The 15,678-nt window shown below is 69.5% G+C and carries 16 protein-coding genes; 5 read left to right on the top strand and 11 right to left on the bottom strand.

What is annotated here, in order from left to right; translation table 11 throughout:
- Window positions 1-27 precede the first annotated feature (27 nt).
- Window positions 28-1,533: an MFS transporter gene (locus ACQPXB_RS06010; protein WP_366575211.1), complete on the bottom strand. Its 1,506-nt coding sequence runs from the start codon at window positions 1,531-1,533 to the stop codon at window positions 28-30.
- A gap of 121 nt (window positions 1,534-1,654) precedes the next feature.
- Between ACQPXB_RS06010 and ACQPXB_RS06005 the strand changes: the two genes are divergently transcribed.
- Window positions 1,655-2,368 carry a TetR/AcrR family transcriptional regulator gene (locus tag ACQPXB_RS06005; protein WP_366575213.1) on the top strand — a complete coding sequence of 238 codons (714 nt, stop codon included), beginning with the start codon at window positions 1,655-1,657 and terminating at the stop codon, window positions 2,366-2,368.
- An 86-nt stretch (window positions 2,369-2,454) separates the two neighbouring features.
- Here ACQPXB_RS06005 and ACQPXB_RS06000 read toward each other — a convergent pair whose 3' ends face one another.
- On the bottom strand, window positions 2,455-2,649 hold the full coding sequence (locus tag ACQPXB_RS06000) for a PspC domain-containing protein (RefSeq protein ID WP_360583287.1): 195 nt from the start codon (window positions 2,647-2,649) through the stop codon (window positions 2,455-2,457).
- 225 nt (window positions 2,650-2,874) lie between these two features.
- On the opposite strand from ACQPXB_RS06000, the gene ACQPXB_RS05995 reads away from it, so the two are divergent.
- Window positions 2,875-3,789 (top strand): hypothetical protein, encoded by a 915-nt coding sequence (locus ACQPXB_RS05995; RefSeq protein ID WP_432849990.1) that lies wholly within the window; start codon window positions 2,875-2,877, stop codon window positions 3,787-3,789.
- Window positions 3,790-3,844: 55 nt separating this feature from the next.
- Here the strand turns inward: ACQPXB_RS05995 and ACQPXB_RS05990 are convergent, their stop codons facing one another.
- The 8 genes from ACQPXB_RS05990 to ACQPXB_RS05955 form a co-directional block, all read right to left on the bottom strand.
- Window positions 3,845-5,026 carry an ABC transporter ATP-binding protein gene (locus ACQPXB_RS05990; protein WP_366575217.1) on the bottom strand — a complete coding sequence of 394 codons (1,182 nt, stop codon included), beginning with the start codon at window positions 5,024-5,026 and terminating at the stop codon, window positions 3,845-3,847.
- 3 nt (window positions 5,027-5,029) lie between these two features.
- A complete protein-coding gene (locus tag ACQPXB_RS05985; RefSeq protein ID WP_366575219.1) occupies window positions 5,030-5,872 on the bottom strand; it encodes a carbohydrate ABC transporter permease in 843 nt (280 codons plus the stop codon).
- Window positions 5,872-6,783, bottom strand: coding sequence for a carbohydrate ABC transporter permease (locus tag ACQPXB_RS05980; protein ID WP_386946894.1), 912 nt, complete (start codon window positions 6,781-6,783; stop codon window positions 5,872-5,874). The genes ACQPXB_RS05985 and ACQPXB_RS05980 overlap by 1 nt, the downstream gene beginning before the upstream one ends.
- 74 nt (window positions 6,784-6,857) lie before the next feature.
- On the bottom strand, window positions 6,858-8,174 hold the full coding sequence (locus tag ACQPXB_RS05975; RefSeq protein ID WP_366575222.1) for an ABC transporter substrate-binding protein: 1,317 nt from the start codon (window positions 8,172-8,174) through the stop codon (window positions 6,858-6,860).
- 386 nt (window positions 8,175-8,560) lie between these two features.
- Window positions 8,561-9,082, bottom strand: a complete 522-nt coding sequence (locus ACQPXB_RS05970; RefSeq protein WP_366575924.1) for a general stress protein — start codon at window positions 9,080-9,082, stop codon at window positions 8,561-8,563.
- A gap of 96 nt (window positions 9,083-9,178) precedes the next feature.
- Entirely contained in the window at window positions 9,179-10,078 is a 900-nt protein-coding gene (locus tag ACQPXB_RS05965; RefSeq protein ID WP_432849987.1) for an alpha/beta fold hydrolase, read from the bottom strand.
- A gap of 58 nt (window positions 10,079-10,136) precedes the next feature.
- Window positions 10,137-11,081, bottom strand: a complete 945-nt coding sequence (locus ACQPXB_RS05960; RefSeq protein WP_432849985.1) for an RNA polymerase sigma factor — start codon at window positions 11,079-11,081, stop codon at window positions 10,137-10,139.
- A gap of 84 nt (window positions 11,082-11,165) precedes the next feature.
- Window positions 11,166-12,362 (bottom strand): acyl-CoA dehydrogenase family protein, encoded by a 1,197-nt coding sequence (locus tag ACQPXB_RS05955; protein WP_386946717.1) that lies wholly within the window; start codon window positions 12,360-12,362, stop codon window positions 11,166-11,168.
- Window positions 12,363-12,601: 239 nt separating this feature from the next.
- Between ACQPXB_RS05955 and ACQPXB_RS05950 the strand changes: the two genes are divergently transcribed.
- Both ACQPXB_RS05950 and ACQPXB_RS05945 read left to right on the top strand, forming a co-directional pair.
- The gene (locus ACQPXB_RS05950; protein WP_285970319.1) at window positions 12,602-12,910 is read left to right on the top strand and encodes a DUF4190 domain-containing protein; all 309 of its coding nucleotides are present in this window, start codon (window positions 12,602-12,604) and stop codon (window positions 12,908-12,910) included.
- A gap of 43 nt (window positions 12,911-12,953) precedes the next feature.
- On the top strand, window positions 12,954-13,760 hold the full coding sequence (locus ACQPXB_RS05945) for a DUF4190 domain-containing protein (RefSeq protein WP_432849982.1): 807 nt from the start codon (window positions 12,954-12,956) through the stop codon (window positions 13,758-13,760).
- A 6-nt stretch (window positions 13,761-13,766) separates the two neighbouring features.
- Here the strand turns inward: ACQPXB_RS05945 and ACQPXB_RS05940 are convergent, their stop codons facing one another.
- Window positions 13,767-14,678 carry a slipin family protein gene (locus ACQPXB_RS05940; protein ID WP_432849979.1) on the bottom strand — a complete coding sequence of 304 codons (912 nt, stop codon included), beginning with the start codon at window positions 14,676-14,678 and terminating at the stop codon, window positions 13,767-13,769.
- Window positions 14,679-14,742: 64 nt separating this feature from the next.
- Here ACQPXB_RS05940 and ACQPXB_RS05935 point away from each other — a divergent pair, with 64 nt between their 5' ends.
- Window positions 14,743-15,672, top strand: a complete 930-nt coding sequence (locus ACQPXB_RS05935) for an aminoglycoside phosphotransferase family protein (RefSeq protein ID WP_432849977.1) — start codon at window positions 14,743-14,745, stop codon at window positions 15,670-15,672.
- Window positions 15,673-15,678 lie beyond the last annotated feature (6 nt).

Below are 15,678 nucleotides of genomic sequence, written 5' to 3'. Positions count from 1 at the left end.
AAGGGACCGTTCACCCCCGATCAGTGATCACACGTGAACCGCCGGCACCACGGCCGCGCCGCGAGGCGCGCCTGGGCGCAGCAGCAGGCCGGTGATCACGGCGCCGGCCGCGAAGATGACCGCGGCCCAGGTGAACGCCGTGGTGTAGCTGTGCACGGCGGCCGCCGCGGCGAGCTGCGGGGTGGGCGTGCGCCCGGCCAGGAAGGACGTCGCCGCGTTGCCCGCGAGGGTGCTCAGCAGCGCGGTGCCGATCGAGCCGCCGACCTGCTGCATCGTGTTGACCGTGGCCGACGCGACGCCCGCGTCGTGCAGCTCGACCCCGAACGTCGCGACGCTCATCGCCGGCGCCATCGACAGCCCGATGCCCACACCGAGCACCATGAGCGGCCCCAGCACTCCCCCGACGTACGTGCTGTCGACGTCGATCGCGCTCAGCCACAGCAGGCCGCCGGCGGCGATCAGCATGCCCGTGGGCACCAGCGGTTTGGGCCCGAAGCGCGGCAGCAGCACGCTTGTCGCGGTGGTGGCGGCAGCCATCAGCGTGGCGACCATCGGCAGGAACCCGAAGCCACTCTCGATGGGCGTGAACTTCAGGTTCTGCTGCACGTAGAACGTGAGGAACAGGAAGATCGAGAACATCCCGATGGCGATGAGGAACATCGCGATGTACGAGCCGCCGCGGTCGCGGTCGAGCAGGACGCGCATCGGCAGCAACGGGTGCTTCACGCGCTGCTGCAGCACGACGAACGTCGCCAGCAGCGCCAGCCCCGCCGCGAGGAAGCCCCACACGGAGACCGAGCCCCACGAGTCGTGCTCGGCGTTGGAGAAGCCGTAGACGAGGGCGAACAGACCGGCCGACGCGCTGATCGTGCCCGGCAGGTCGAGCTTCGGGCGCGGGCCGTCGGACTCCTGGCGGCGCAGCAGCAGGGCGCCGCCGATGAAGGCGATGACCGCGAACACGATGTTCACGAACATGCACCAGCGCCAGTCGAGGTACTCGGTGAGCACACCGCCGAGCAGCAGGCCGACGGCGGCACCGCCACCGCCGATCGCGCCGAACACGCCGAAGGCGCGGCCGCGTTCCTTCGGGTCGGTGAACGTGGTGGTGAGCAAGGAAAGCGCGGCCGGCGCGAGCAGCGCGCCGAACACCCCCTGCGCCGCGCGGGCGATGAGCAGCATCTCAATGCTGCTCGCCGCGCCGCCGATCGCGGACACCGCGGCGAAGCCGGCGAGGCCCACGAGCAACGCGTTCTTGCGGCCGAACAGGTCCGCGAGCCGGCCGCCGAGCAGCAGCAGGCTGCCGAACGCGAGCGCGTACGCGGTGACGACCCACTGGCGGGCGTCGTTGGAGAAGCCGAGGTCGACCTGCGCCGAAGGCAGCGCGATGTTCACGACGGTGGCGTCGAGCACCACCATCAGCTGGGCCAGGCCGATCACCACGAGGATGGCCCAGCGTCTGGAATGGTGCGGGTTCTGGGCGTGGCTCGGCGCGTCCTCCCCCGGACGCTCGAGCGTGGCCGTCGAGTCAGGCATGCGGATTTCCCTCACGGATAGTGATCACAGCGCTATGTGGAGTAGATACCTCCCCTTACTCGACCCAAGGTACACAAAAACCGGAGACAGTGTCTCGACTTCTTTTGGTAACCTGGGCGTCATGACACGGGACGCTGCTCCCGCCGCACCGGCGCGGCCGCTGCGGCGTGACGCCGAGCTCAACCGCCGGCGCATCCTCGAAGCCGCTCGCGCCGTCTTCGGCAAGCGCGGGCTGGAGGCGACGCTCGACGACGTCGCGCACCACGCCGGCCTGGGTGTCGGCACCGTCTACCGGCGATTCCCCAGCAAGGAACACCTGGTCGAGGCGATGTTCGTCGAGCGGCTGCAGGAAATCGCCGACCTCGCGGAGCAGGCGCTGGGCGCCGAAGACCCGTGGGACGGCTTCGTCGACTTCGTGTGGCGCACGGTCGAGCTGCACTCCGCGGACCGCGGGCTGCGGGAGATCATGCTGTCCAAGGCGTTCGGCCACGAGCACGTGGCCGAGGTGAAGGCGCACATGGTGCCGCTCATCACGCGGGTGATGGAGCGCGCGCAGGAGTCCGGCCAGCTGCGGGCGGACCTCGTGCCCACCGACCTGCCGCTCATCCACCAGATGGTCGGCGCGGCGATCGAGTACACCAGCGCCGTCGAGCCGCACCTGTGGCGCCGCTGCCTCGCCCTGATCCTCGACGGCCTGCGCGCCGAGCCGGGCCGCGCGACGGCGCTGCCGCACCCCGGACTCGACCAGGATGAGATCGACCAGGCGATGTGCGCGTGGCGCCAGCCCCGCCACCCCCACCCGGCGACGCCGCCCATCCCTCGCCCGAAGCAGTAAGTCCCGCTCGCGGCACCGAACGCCCCAACGCGGCGTTCGGTGCGCTCAACGCACCGAACGCCGCATTGGGGCGCGCAAAGGCAGGGTCACTCGCTGGGCATGATGGCCCACAGAATCAGGTACGCGACGAACTGCGGGCCGGGCAGCAGGCAGGACAGCAGCGCGAGCACACGGACCTTGCCCGGCGTCGTGCCGAAGCGGCGGGCGAGCCCGGCGCACACGCCGCCGATCATGCGGTCGTTGCGCGGGCGGCTCAGCCTCTGCGTGACAGGTGCGGTCATCGTGGTCCCTCCCGTTGGGTCAGTGACTCCAGGACACCAGGACCGCGCCGCGGGCACATCGCTCCCCGGGACGATTCGGACCCCTAAGGGCCCGGGCCCGTCTTCTCGCCACGCTCGCACCGGCGTTCGATTTCACGACGCTGACCTGCGCGAACACCACCGCGCGGTGTGGGATTTCCCTGTCAGGGCTGATTTTTCGCGCGATTCGTGGTGATACTGCACCCCGTGCGCTCCCCCTTCGGACCCATTGTCGTCGCGCTCGGTGGCGCGCTGCTGCTCGCCGGCTGTTCCTCGGCGGCCGCCCCCGCGCCCGTTTCGCAAGCCCCCTCGCCGATGACGGCCGTGGCGGCGCTCGGCGACTTCACCACGCTCGACTACTGCAGCCTGCTCGACGTCTCCCGCCTGCGCGGCGCGACGGCCGACGACCCCGACTCGTCGTTCACCGACTGCCGCACCGATTACGTGCGCAGCGGGCGCCAGCACACGGTGAGCGTGGGCCCGCTGGCGGCCGACGCCGACCCGAACGTGAAGCCGTACGAGTACTCGGGCCCGCTCCCCGACGGCGTCGCCGTGCAGCAGGCCGGTTTCACGCCCGACAAGACGTGCTCGCGCGTGGTGACGTTCGCCGACGGCATCCGCCTCAACGTCGCCGTGACCGACGGCGAAGGCGCCGGCGCGTCGGCCGACCGCTGTTCCGACGCCGACGCCGTGGTGGGCGGGGTCCTCGCCGCCGCGAGCGGCGGCAAGGTGCGCCACCACCAGTTCCCCGACCGTTCGTGGGGCCGCGTGGACCCGTGCGCGCTGCTCAACGTCCACGAGCTCGACGCGATCGCCGGAGCCGGAACACAGCCGTCGGCCGGGTTGTCGGGCCACTCCTGCATCCGCGGCACGGTGAGCGTCGCGTTCTCCGTGCAGAAACAAGCCCCCACCGGCGCGACCGAAACCCTCGGCGGCCGCACGGCGCGCCAGAGCACCGACGGCGCGTTCTGCCACCTGACGACCACGCAGCCGTCGCCGGACACCCCGGGGCGCGGCGAGCAGGCGGTGGTGAGCGTGGTGGACACGAGCGGTTCGAGTGGCGCGGCCGCGTGCCCCACCGCGAGCCAGGTCGCGGCGCTGGTGTTCGCGAAGATCCCCTGAGCACGACGAAGGCCCCTTCCCGCGCTGAGCGTGAAGGGGCCTCCGGGTCGGGAACCTAGTCCTGGTAGGTCAGGTTCCGGCCGTTGCTCGGGTCGAACAGCTTGACCTTGTCCGCGTCGAACCAGATCTCCAGGTCCGCGTTCTCCGCGGCCTGCGACTCGGCCGACAGCCGGGCCACGATGAGCGACGCGGCGCCTGGCACGTCGGCGGAACCACTGTCGGCGGCCAGCTCGGCGAGCTCGGCCGACGTGGCCACCTCGCCTTCCACCGTGAAGTGCGCGAACTTCTCCGAGCCCATCGACTCCAGCACGTCGATGTGCGCGGTGAACGTGGAACCCGCACCGCGCTGGGCGGCGTCGACGAGCGACGCGTCCTCGAAGTTCTCCGGCCGGATGCCGGCGATCACCTCGCGCGGGGCGTTGGCGGCCTCGGCCATGCGGCGGACGCGGTCGGTGAGCGGCGTGGTGCCCAGCGGGCTGTGCAGCTCGCCGTTCTCCAGCGTCGCCGGGACGAAGTTCATCGACGGCGAGCCGATGAAGCCGGCCACGAACAGGTTCGCCGGGTTGTCGTAGAGGAACTGCGGCGAACCGATCTGCTGCACGTACCCGGCCCGCAGCACCACCACGCGGTCGCCCAGCGTCATGGCCTCGGTCTGGTCGTGGGTCACGTACAGCGTGGTCGTGCCCAGCTGCTTCTGGATCTTCGACACCGACGTGCGCATCTGCCCGCGCAGCTTGGCGTCCAGGTTGGACAGTGGTTCGTCCATCAGGAACGCCTTGGGATTGCGCACGATCGCGCGCCCCATCGCCACGCGCTGGCGCTGGCCACCGGAGAGGTTCGACGGCTTGCGGTCCAGGTGCGCGGTGAGGTCGAGGATCTTCGCCGCCTCCTCCACCTTCGCGCGCACCGTCGCGTCGTCCACTTTGGCCAGTCGCAGCGGGAACGCCATGTTCTCGCGCACGCTCATGTGCGGGTAGAGCGCGTAGGACTGGAACACCATCGCGATGTCGCGGTCCTTCGGCGCCCGCTCGTTCACGCGCTTGCCGTCGATGCGCAGCTCGCCGGACGAGATGTCCTCCAGCCCGGCCACCATGTTGAGCGTGGTCGACTTCCCGCAGCCGGACGGGCCGACGAGGATGATGAACTCGCCGTCCGCGATCGTGATGTCCACTTCGGACACCGCGAGCGCACCGTCGGGGTAACGCTTCGAAACTTTGTCGAGGACGATTTCAGCCATGGCTCAGCCCTTCACCGCACCGGACGTCAGCCCCGCCACGATGCGACGCTGGAAGAACAACACGAACAGGATGATCGGGATGGTGATCACGACCGCGGCCGCGCTCACCTGACCCGTCGGGTCCTCGAACTGCGAAGACCCGGTGAAGAACGACAACGCGGCCGGCACCGTGCGCGACGCCGTGGTGGACGTCAGCGAGATGGCGAACAGGAAGTCGTTCCAGCAGAAGATGAACACCAGGATCGCCGTGGTGAACACGCCCGGCGCGGCCAGCGGCGCGATCACCTTCCGGAAGGCCTGGGCCGGCGTCGCGCCGTCCATCTTCGCCGCCTTTTCGAGCTCCCACGGGATCTCCCGGAAGAACGCCGAGAGCGTGTAGATCGAAAGCGGCAGGGCGAACGTGATGTAGGGCAGGATCAGCCCCATCCACGTGTCGAACAGGCCCAGGTTGCGCTCGATGTTGAACAGCGGCGTGACGAGCGAGACCTGCGGGAACATCGCGATCAGCAGGGAAAGCCCCACGAGCAGCTGCTTTCCGGGGAACTCGAGGCGCGCGATGGCGTAGGCCGCCATCGTGCCCAGCACCACCGCGATCACCGTGGAGATCACCGCGATGCCGATCGAGTTCACCAAGGCCCGCAGGAACTCCGACGTCTGGAAGATGTCGGCGTAGTTCTTCAGCGTCCACTGCTGGGGCCAGAAGCTGCCGTCGTTGAGCGTGTCCTTCGTCTTGAAGGACAGGGAGATGATCCACAGCACGGGGATCAGCGCGAAGGCCACGACGAGGATGTCGACGAGGCCCCACCTCACTTTGCGGCCGGTCGTGACCGCACCACCGATGGCCATCAGCGTTTACCCCCGTCGTCCGTGCCGGGTGCGGCGGTGCCGAACACCTTGATGAAGAGGAACGCGATGATCGCCACCGTGATGAAGATCAGCACGGCCATCGTGGACCCGATGCCGAGGTTGAGACCCTTGACCAGGTTGTCGTAGGTCATCATCGACACCGACCCCGTATCCTGCGCTCCGTTCGTGAGCACGTAGATGTTGTCGAAGATGCGGAACGCGTCGAGCGTGCGGAACAGCAGCGCCACGAGGATCGCGGGCTTCATCACCGGCAGCATCACCTTGGTGAACCGCTGCCACGCGCTCGCGCCGTCCATCGCCGCGGCCTTGAGCAGGTCCTCCGGCACCAGCGCGAGGCCGGCCATCAGCAGCAGCGCCATGAACGGCGTGGTCTTCCACACCTCGGCGAGGATGATGATGAACAGCGACGGCCACTGCTCGGTGAGCGGCGCCGCGCCTTCACCGAGGGCGTTCGCGAGGTAACCGGTCTCCGGCGTCCACGCGAAGTACCACGAGAACGCCGCCACGACCGTGACGATGCCGTACGGGATCAAGGCGACGGTGCGCACGAGCCCGCGGCCCACGAGCGTGCGGTGCATGATCAGCGCGAGCGCCATGCCGAGCGCGAACTCGATCGCCACCGACACCACGGTCAGGAACATCGTGGTGCCGAACGCCGTCCACCAGTAGGAGCTGGTGAGCACGGCGCCGTAGTTCGCGAACCCGATGAACTCCTGCTGCGCCGGGAACCTCAGGTCGTAGCGCTGCAGCGAAAGCCAGATCGAGTAGACGATCGGGTAGCCCGTCACCGCGATCATCACGAGGAACGCCGGCGCGCAGAGCCACAGGCCCAGCCGTCGTTCGGCCTTCTTCCCCTCGCTGAGAACGGGTTTTCCCTTGCGGTGGCTCACGGCCTCGTGCGCGGCCGGTGGTGCGCCGGCGGGTTCGGCGGGGTCGGCGGTGCCGGTTGAGGGGTCCTGGACGGTCACGGGATCACTCCCTTCGACTGGAGCGCGTCACTGAGTTGTTCCCGCAGCTGCTGCGCCGTCACGGGCGGGTCGATCTCCGAAGGCGGCGACAGGATCTTCGACATGACCGTGGACGCGTTCTGGTACGCCGGGGAAAGCGGGCGCACCGCGGCGGTCTTCAACGCGTCGAGGATGGTGTCGCGCATCGGGTACTTGATGGCCATGTTGGGGTTGTCGTTCGACGCCGGCTTCGACGGGTCGAGCGGAACGTCGTTGTGGTACACCGATTCGATGGTCGGCGGCACACCGTCGTTGATGGCCGAGAACTTCTGGTTCTCCGCGCTGCGCAAGCACAACGCGGCTTCGAACGCCTCGGGCTTGTGCTGCGAATACGTGCTCACCGCGAGGTCGTAACCACCGATGGTCGTCTTCGCCGGCATGCCGGCCTTCGCCTCCGGGTAGACCGCCCACTTGAAGTGCGACAGGTCCTGCGGCTTCTCCTCCGCGTAGGAGGCGTAGACGAACGGCCAGTTCAGCTCGAACGCGGCGTTGCCGCGCTGGAACGTCTGGCGGACGTCGTCCTCCTTCTGGTTGGTCAGCGACGGGTCCGTGATGCCCGACGACGTGACCTGCTTGAGCAGCGCCAGCGCGTCCACCGCGCCCTGGTCCATCACCACGGACTTGCCGTCGTCGGACAGGATGTGGCCGCCGAGCGATTCGACGAGCGTGTTGTAGATGACGACCAGGCCTTCGTACTGCGCACCGGTGAAGACGATGCTGTACGGCTTCTTCTCCTGCTTGAGCTGCTGCGACATCTGCATCATCTCGTCCCACGTCTTCGGCGGGTTCGGGGTGATGCGGTCGTCGTACCAGAGCAGCTGCACGTTGGTGTTCTTCGGTGCGGCGTAGAGCTTTCCCTCGTAGGTGGCCGTCTCGAGCGGGCCCTGCAGCACACCGTCGGACGCCGCGGCCTTGTTCTGGCCCGTCCACTCCTCGGCCCAGCCCGCCTCGGCGAACTCCGACACCCACGTCACGTCGAGCCCGAGGATGTCCATCGAGGTGTCACCGGCGGCGAGCCGGCGCGCCATCTGGATTCGCTGGTCGTCGGCACCGCGCTGGAGTTTGTTGTAGACGATTTCGTAGCGCCCGTTCGCGGCTTTGTTGCAGTTGTCGACAACGGTCTGGAAATTGTCCTCAGGCGCGTAGTACACGTTGATCTTCATCGGTCCCCCGCCCGTGCCACACGCGGCGAGCAGACCCGTGGTCATCAATCCGGCGGCCAGCAGCGCGCCCGTTCGGGCGGGCGAGCGACCCCGTAGCCTCTTCTTCCCCATCGAACAAAAGCCTCCTCACCCGCGCACGCCGGTTACCGTGACGCCCCCAGGCATCACGACGCGATGAGGCGAGTCGCGCCAGCACCCCGACGTGCTAGTGCTCGGTCGGTCGCGCTGGAGGACGCGGCCGCCCGACTGGTGTCGGACAACCTATGCCCGGCGATCACACCCCGCAAGCAGTATCCGTAACGATTCAGGCTTGTGCAGCGCGAAACGCCGGAATTATTGGGGTGAACTGTGGACCGGGAGTGCTTCCATTCGGGTGACTCAGCACGAATTCGCCATCGGCACAACCCGAATTCGGCCTAGGAAGGCCCCTAATCGGCCCCCTCTTCTTCACTGCCCGGCACCACGGGGATGCGGCGCCGGGCAGTGGAGAACGGGCGTCAGGCGGTGGCGGGTGGCGGCTTCAACGCGAGCTTCGAGAGCAGTTCCCGCCCCTGTTCGGCCGAACGCGGCTGGCACAGCACGTCGTAACGGCCGGCCACCAATTGGCTCGCCGACGAGAAGTCACGGCGCCCGCGGGCCGCGCGGTAGCCGATACCCGCGAACAACAGACCCGAAAGGACACCGAGCACGAGCCCGGTCAGCAATTGCAAGGCGAAGCCCTGGTTCACGAACAGGCCCAGCAGCAGCCCGGCGAACAAGCCGAACCACGCGCCGGACATCGCGCCCGCGCCCAGGACCCGGCCCCACGTGAGCCTGCCGATCACGCGCTCCACGAGCATCAGGTCCACGCCGACGATCGTCACGTCGGTGACCGCGAACTCGCTCTCCGCCAGGAAGTCCACCGCGCGCTGGGCTTCCTCGTAGGTACCGTACGACCCGATCGGCCAGCCGGTGGGCGGCGTCGGGAGCCGCGGCGGCCCGGCCGGCCGTCCACCACCAAAGGGACTGCTCACCATCATCACCTGCGTACTCGTCCGGTCCGAGGGGTCCATCTTGTCAAGAACCGGCGAACCGTGCGAACCGCGTACTGGTGAATGCCGTTCACCCGCGATGGCTCAGTGGTCCAGCCCCTTCGCGAAACCGGCCACCGCGTCGGCGAACGGCCTGGGCTCCTCCAGGTGGCCGAAGTGCCCGCTGTGCTCCAGGACCACGAGCTGCGATCCCGGGATCCCGTCGTGCAGCTCGCGGCCCCAGCGCACGCCGCAGATCACGTCGTAGCGGCCGACGACCACGAGCGCCGGCACCCCGATCGTGGTCAGCACCGGACGGTCGTCGAACAGGTCGGGGGTGCCGTCGGCGTCGCGGCCGGAGATGTAGACGCCGCCGACCTGATCCTGCAGCGGGCCGAACTCGGCGAAGCGGCCGCGGAAGTCGGCGAAGTACGCGGGCAGGACCCCGCGTACGGCCCGGGTCATGTCCTCGTCGGACGAGATCGAGCCGATCGACTGGAACGCTGCGAGCACGTCCGGCAGCCCGCGGTCGCCTTCGGAGCGGGCCGCGTACGCCTCCAGCTGACGCATCAGCTCCTCGCCGTGCTCCGCCCCGACGACGGGCGCGCTGTCGTAGAGCACGATCCCGGAGACGCGCTCGGGGTGTGTCAGCGCGAGGCGCTGGGCGACGAACCCGCCGTGGGAGTGGCCGAGGAAGAGCGTCTTCTCGAGCCCGAGGTGGTCGAGCAGCGCGACGACCGCACGGACGTAGCGGTCGCGGGTGTAGCCGTCCGGGTGCGTGGCCAGCCGGCTCGAACCGCCGGTGCCGATCGGCTCCGGGTAGACGACGGTGAACTGCTCCTCCACGACCGGCATGCGCAGGTACTCCCAGTCGATGCCGGGACCACCGGAGTGCGCGAGCAGGACGGGCCCGGAACCGTGCACGTGGTAGCGCTGGGCGAGGCCGTCGAGCTCGACGGTGTGGGTGCCGGGGGAAAGGTGGTCGGTCACAGCTGGGTCGGTCACGGGGTGCTCCGTCTCGTACGGGTGTTCTGGACACCCGCACGATGCGCAGCGGCGGCGGTTAGTTCGATCCGTTCGCTGTGACGGCGACCATAGGCGCGTGGTGGAGCCGCAGCTCCGCCACGCGGCCGCCGTCCAGCGTCATCAGCCAGGCGACGCCGGGCGGGCAGTGCGTCGGGTTGTCGGGCGGGTTGACCAGGTCCATCTCCCACACCACGACGTCACGGCTCGCGACGACGTGCACCGGCCGCTGGCGCACGCCCGCAGCGAGATCGCCCTCCATGCCGCGCAGCAGGAAGTCGTGGCCCACGCCGCGGACGTCACCCGCGGTGAGCACGACGTCCTCGGCCCACCGGTCGGCGAGCACCCGGGTGAACTCGCCGCGCTCGGCCGCGGCCAGGGTGTCCAGCGCGTCGAGCTTGCTGCCGGCGACGAGCGCGCCGGCGTCGTCGTGGGCCGAAGCCGCGGTGGCGCGCAGTGCTTCGGCGAGCTTGGCGCGGCCGTGGTTCAGCCGGCTGCGCACGGTGCCGACGGGGACGCCGAGCGCTCGCGCGATCTGCTCGTACGACGTGACGCCGAGCGAGAAGTGCCGCAGGATCATCACCATCCGCACGGGCGGCGAAAGCTGTTCGACGGCCTGCCAGACCCAGTCGCGCAAGGCGTGGTCGTCGAGCAGCTGCTCGGGAGTGGCGAGCGTCGACGCGGTGAGGTCCCAGCCGTCGGCGACGGGAATGTCGCGTGTGGACCGAAGCCGCGCGCGGCAGGCGTTGCGCACCACCATCCGCAGCCACGCGCCGGCCGCGGCCGGGTCGCGGACGTCGCCGATTCGCCGCAGTGCCACCACGGCCGCGTCCTGCACGGCGTCGTCGGCCTCGGCGGTGTAGCCGAGGAGCGCGATCGCGACGCCGCGCATGCCGGCTTCGTGGCGCGCGAGGAGCACACCGAGCGCCGTCACGTCACCGGACTGCGCGGCGCGTGTCAGCTCGGCGTCCGAAAGCTCGCTCACCACTCCAATGTACGAGCGGTCCGGTGCAGTTCCGCGTGAACTCGGGCACTCCGGGCAGCGAAGAGGGTGTGGTCAGGCAGGTGTTCAGGATTTCGACTTGTACTCGCGCAGCAGGCCGCGGCTGATGATCGTCTTCTGGATCTCGCTGGTGCCCTCGCCGATCAGCAGGAACGGCGCCTCGCGCATGAGCCGCTCGATCTCGTACTCCTTCGAGTAGCCGTAGCCGCCGTGGATGCGGAAGGCGTCCTGCGTGACCTCGGCGCAGTACTCGGACGCGAGCAGCTTCGCCATGCCGGCCTCGACGTCGTTGCGGGCGCCGGAATCCTTGAGCCGCGCGGCGTTGACCATCATCAGGTGCGCGGCCTCGACCTTCGTCGCCATCTCCGCGAGCTTGAACGCGATGGCCTGGTGCTCGGCGATGGGCTTGCCGAACGTCTTGCGCTGTTGCGCGTACTCCACCGCCAGCTCGAACGCGCGGATCGCGATGCCGCACGCCCGCGCGGCCACGTTCACGCGGCCGACCTCGACACCGTCCATCATGTACGCGAAGCCCTCGCCCGGCGCGCCGCCGAGCACCTGGCCGGCGTCGATGCGGAAGCCGTCGAACACCGCCTCGGTGGTGTCGACGCCCTTGTACCCCATCTTCTCGATCTTCCCCGGGATGGTGAGGCCCGGCAGCACCTCGCCGTAGCCCTCGGGCTTCTCGACGAGGAACGTCGTGAGGTTGCGGTGGGCCTTCTGCGCACCTTCGTCGGTCTTCACCAGCAACGCGATGAGGTTCGAGGTGCCGCCGTTGGTGAGCCACATCTTGGCGCCGTCGATCACGTAGCCGTCGCCGTCGCGGCGGGCGCGGGTCTTGATCGCGGCGACGTCGGAACCCAGGTCCGGCTCCGACATCGAGAACGCGCCGCGCACCTCACCCGTGGCCATTCGCGGCAGGTAGTGCTGCTTCTGCTCTTCGGTGCCGTGACGGGAAATCATGTGGGCGACGATGAAGTGCGTGTTGATCACGCCCGAGACGCTCATCCAGCCGCGCGCGATCTCCTCCACCACGAGCGCGTAGGTGAGCAGCGACTCGCCGAGGCCGCCGTACTCCTCGGGGATGGTGAGGCCGAACAGGCCCAGTGCCTTCATGCCCTCGACGATCTCCGCCGGGTAGGCGTCCGCGTGCTCCAGCTCCTGCGCGCGCGGGATGACCTCCTTGTCCACGAACGAACGCACGGTCGCGAGGATCTCGGACTGCACGTCGGTCAGGCCGGCGGTCTGGGCGAGGCGGGCCATCACGGGCTCCTTCCGCGGGGTTACCGCGGAGTATGGACGGCCGGGCGGGTACCCGCCTATGAGGGTGCTCACGCCCAGGCCGCGTTTGCCCCGTTACTGTACCGATCGTTACTGATCCGACCACAGTCACGGCCGAATGGCTTCGTAGCAACGGTTACGTGCCGCGTGGGGGGTCGGCCTACTTTTGGCCGGATCAGTAAAGTGCGGTTCCAGGCAACCTGTGGCTGGGAAGGAGCGTGATGAACGAGAGCTACGAACACCCGTCGTTCGAGCACCAGCCGTACCCGCCGCAGGGTCCGCCGCCCGGCGCGGGTCTGGCGATCGGGTCGCTGGTGTGCTCGATCGCGGGCTTCATCGTGTGCGCGCCCGCCGCGATCGCCGGGGTCGTGATGGGCCACATCGCCTACTACCGCTCGCGCCACGGGCGGGCGACCGGCGGCGCGCTGGCGATCGCCGGCTTCGTGATCGGTTACCTGGCGCTGGCCGTGTGGGGGATCATGATCCCGCTCGTGCTGCACGAGCTGGACAAGTACGGCGCCTTCGGCTGAGAAGGCTCGCGGTGGGCGACCACCAGAACCGAGGGGGAACCCGATGACCAACCCGTCCGAGCCGCAGGACCGGCCGAACCAGACCACGGCGTACGAGCCGCCGGCGACCGCCGAACCCGGCTCGTACGACCCGCCGGCCACCGCGGACCCGGCGCCGTACGACCCGCCGGCTTCCGACGCGACGGGGTTCGGCTCGCCCGACAGCGTCAGCACGGCGAGCGACCAGCCGATGAGCTTCGCAGCGCCGGACAGCACCGGGTCTTCGAGCGAGACCGCGTTCGCCGCGCCGGGCTCGACCGAGGCCGCATCGCCGTACGCGGCGCCGGGCAGCGGTGAGCAGCCGTCCCCGTACGCCGCGCCCGGAAGCCAGCCCTCCGGCGGCTTCGCGGCGCCCGGCCAGCCCGAGGCCGCCGCGTACCCCGGTGTCCAGCCGTCCAGTGCGTACGCGGCTCCGGCCTACCCCGGCCAGCCGTACCCGGGCCCGACCGCCTCGTACCCGGGTGCGCCGGGAGGTCCCGGTGTTCCGGGCGTGCCGGCCGCCGCGCCGTACGGCCAGCCCTACCCGCAGCAGCCCTACGGTCAGCCGTACTCGCCGTACGGCCCGCAGCAGTCCAACGGCCTCGCCATCGGCGCGCTCGTCTGCTCGCTCCTGGGCCTGCTCACGTGCCTGATCGCGATCCCCGGCATCGTCATGGGCCACATCGCGCTCGCGAAGGCCAACCGCGGCGAAGCGGGCGGCCGCGGCATGGCGCTCTCGGCCGTGGTGATCGGCTACGTGATCGTGGCGCTGTACGTGGGCTTCTTCGTCACGATCGTGATCCTCGGAACCAACGGGTACCTCGACAACTAGCAGCCGTCACTCAGCCAGCGCATCACCCTCCTGGCGCGGCTGCGGCGGGCCGGCGTGCCCGTTGGGCACCGGCGCGGTCACCTGCGGCACGGGTCGCTCCAGCGAGGGCGGCTCGGGCTCGGGTGTCTCGGGGGTGGCCGGCTCCTGGGCCGGCTGCTTCTTGCCCTGCGGGGTGTTCGCGTCGAGGAAGCGCAGCAGCTCCACCGGGAACGGCAGCACCAGCGTCGAGTTCTTCTCTGCCGAAACCTGCACCACCGTCTCCAGCAGGCGCAGCTGCAACGCACCCGGGTGGTCGCTCATGGCCGCCGCGGCCTGCGCGAGCTTTTCCGACGCCTGCAGCTCACCGTCGGCGGAGATCACGCGCGCACGGCGTTCGCGTTCGGCCTCGGCCTGGCGCGACATCGAGCGCTTCATCGACTCCGGCAGGGCCACGTCCTTGATCTCGACGCGGTCGATGTGGATGCCCCAGTCGATCGCGGGGCTGTCGATCATGATCTCGAGGCCCTGGTTGAGCCGTTCCCGGTTCGACAGCAGGTCGTCGAGGTCGCTCTTGCCGATGATGGACCGCAGCGACGTCTGGGCCACCTGGCCGACAGCCGCGCGGTAGTCCTGCACGTTGACCGCGGCCAGCACCGGGTCGACCACGTTGAAGTACACAACGGCGTCGACGCGGACCGTCACGTTGTCACGCGTGATGCCGTCCTGGCCCGGCACGGGCATCGTGACGATCTGCATGTTCACCTTGTGCATGCGGTCCGCAACCGGTACCAGCAGCGTCAGGCCGGGCCCGCGCACCTCCGGGCGAACCCGCCCGAAGCGGAACACCAGGCCACGTTCGAACTGCTTCACCACGCGCACACCGGAGGCGAGCCAGACTCCGCCCACGACGACCACCGCGCTGAGAATTTCAACGATCATGGCAGCTCCCCGGGATCGCAGAACCCCTGGATTTTTACTGTACGCGCGCTTGGTGCCCAGGGAAATGACTCGACGTGACTGCCACGATGGTCGAGTGCCCCGACTCGTGATCCCGCCGTCGTTCGCCACCCGCGCGCCCCGGCTCCTCGGACCGGAGTCCCAGCCGTGGCTGGCGGCGCTGCCCGGCCTGGCCGATCGCTTCGCCCGCGAATGGGGCCTGGAGTTCGAAGGCGAGGCGATGCACGGGTTCGTCGGCGTCGTGCAGCCCGCGCGCCGGATCGATGGCACGCCGGTCGTGCTCAAACTCGGCTGGCCGCACGAGGAATCCCGGGACGAGCCGCTGGCACTGTCCACATGGGCCGGTCGCGGTGCCGTGCTGCTGCTGGAGTCCGCGCCGGAAGAAGGCGTGCAGCTGCTGGAGCGCCTCGACCACACGCGGACCCTGCACACCGAGCCGGTGCTCGAAGCCGTGGAGATCATGAGCGAGCTCGCGCGCCGGCTGGCCGTGCCGGCGCCACCGGAGTTGTCGCGGACGTTGACCGGCGAAGCCGAACGCTTCCTGGAGGAGCTGCCGAAGAGCTGGCACGACCTCGGCGGCCCGTTCCCCCGCCGCGAGCTCGACGCGGCCCTCGCCGTGTGCCGCGACCTCGGCCCCACCGCGGGCGCGCTGCTCGTGAACGAGGACCTGCACTACGAGAACGTGCTGGCCGCCCGGCGCGAACCGTGGCTCGTGATCGACCCCAAACCGATCGCCGGCGACCTCGAGTACGGCGTGTTCTCCTTGCTGTGGAACCGGTTCGACGAATCCACAGTGGACGCCAAGCTGGCCGCCACGGGACTCGACCCCGATCGCGCCCGTGCGTGGACGCTCGTGCGCGCGGTGCAGAACCGGCTGTGGTTCGAGTCGGATCTGCGCGACTTCACCGATCTCGGCGACGAGCAGCCCTCCTCTGCGGCTCTGCCCGCTTTGACCGCCAGGGCCTGCGAGTCCTAGCTGAGA

The organism is Amycolatopsis sp. CA-161197, from assembly GCF_050942255.1.
Taxonomy (GTDB): Bacteria; Actinomycetota; Actinomycetes; order Mycobacteriales; family Pseudonocardiaceae; genus Amycolatopsis.
This window is presented reverse-complemented; position numbering and strand designations above follow the sequence as displayed.

Coding starts and splice junctions, on each gene's coding strand:
- ACQPXB_RS06010 (WP_366575211.1), bottom strand. CDS start 1,533: ATGCCTGACTCGACGGCCACGCTCGAGCGTCCGGGGGAGGACGCGCCG.
- ACQPXB_RS06005 (WP_366575213.1), top strand. CDS start 1,655: ATGACACGGGACGCTGCTCCCGCCGCACCGGCGCGGCCGCTGCGGCGT.
- ACQPXB_RS06000 (WP_360583287.1), bottom strand. CDS start 2,649: ATGACCGCACCTGTCACGCAGAGGCTGAGCCGCCCGCGCAACGACCGC.
- ACQPXB_RS05990 (WP_366575217.1), bottom strand. CDS start 5,026: ATGGCTGAAATCGTCCTCGACAAAGTTTCGAAGCGTTACCCCGACGGT.
- ACQPXB_RS05985 (WP_366575219.1), bottom strand. CDS start 5,872: ATGGCCATCGGTGGTGCGGTCACGACCGGCCGCAAAGTGAGGTGGGGC.
- ACQPXB_RS05975 (WP_366575222.1), bottom strand. CDS start 8,174: ATGGGGAAGAAGAGGCTACGGGGTCGCTCGCCCGCCCGAACGGGCGCG.
- ACQPXB_RS05970 (WP_366575924.1), bottom strand. CDS start 9,082: ATGATGGTGAGCAGTCCCTTTGGTGGTGGACGGCCGGCCGGGCCGCCG.
- ACQPXB_RS05955 (WP_386946717.1), bottom strand. CDS start 12,362: ATGGCCCGCCTCGCCCAGACCGCCGGCCTGACCGACGTGCAGTCCGAG.
- ACQPXB_RS05950 (WP_285970319.1), top strand. CDS start 12,602: ATGAACGAGAGCTACGAACACCCGTCGTTCGAGCACCAGCCGTACCCG.
- ACQPXB_RS05945 (WP_432849982.1), top strand. CDS start 12,954: ATGACCAACCCGTCCGAGCCGCAGGACCGGCCGAACCAGACCACGGCG.
- ACQPXB_RS05940 (WP_432849979.1), bottom strand. CDS start 14,678: ATGATCGTTGAAATTCTCAGCGCGGTGGTCGTCGTGGGCGGAGTCTGG.
- ACQPXB_RS05935 (WP_432849977.1), top strand. CDS start 14,743: ATGACTCGACGTGACTGCCACGATGGTCGAGTGCCCCGACTCGTGATC.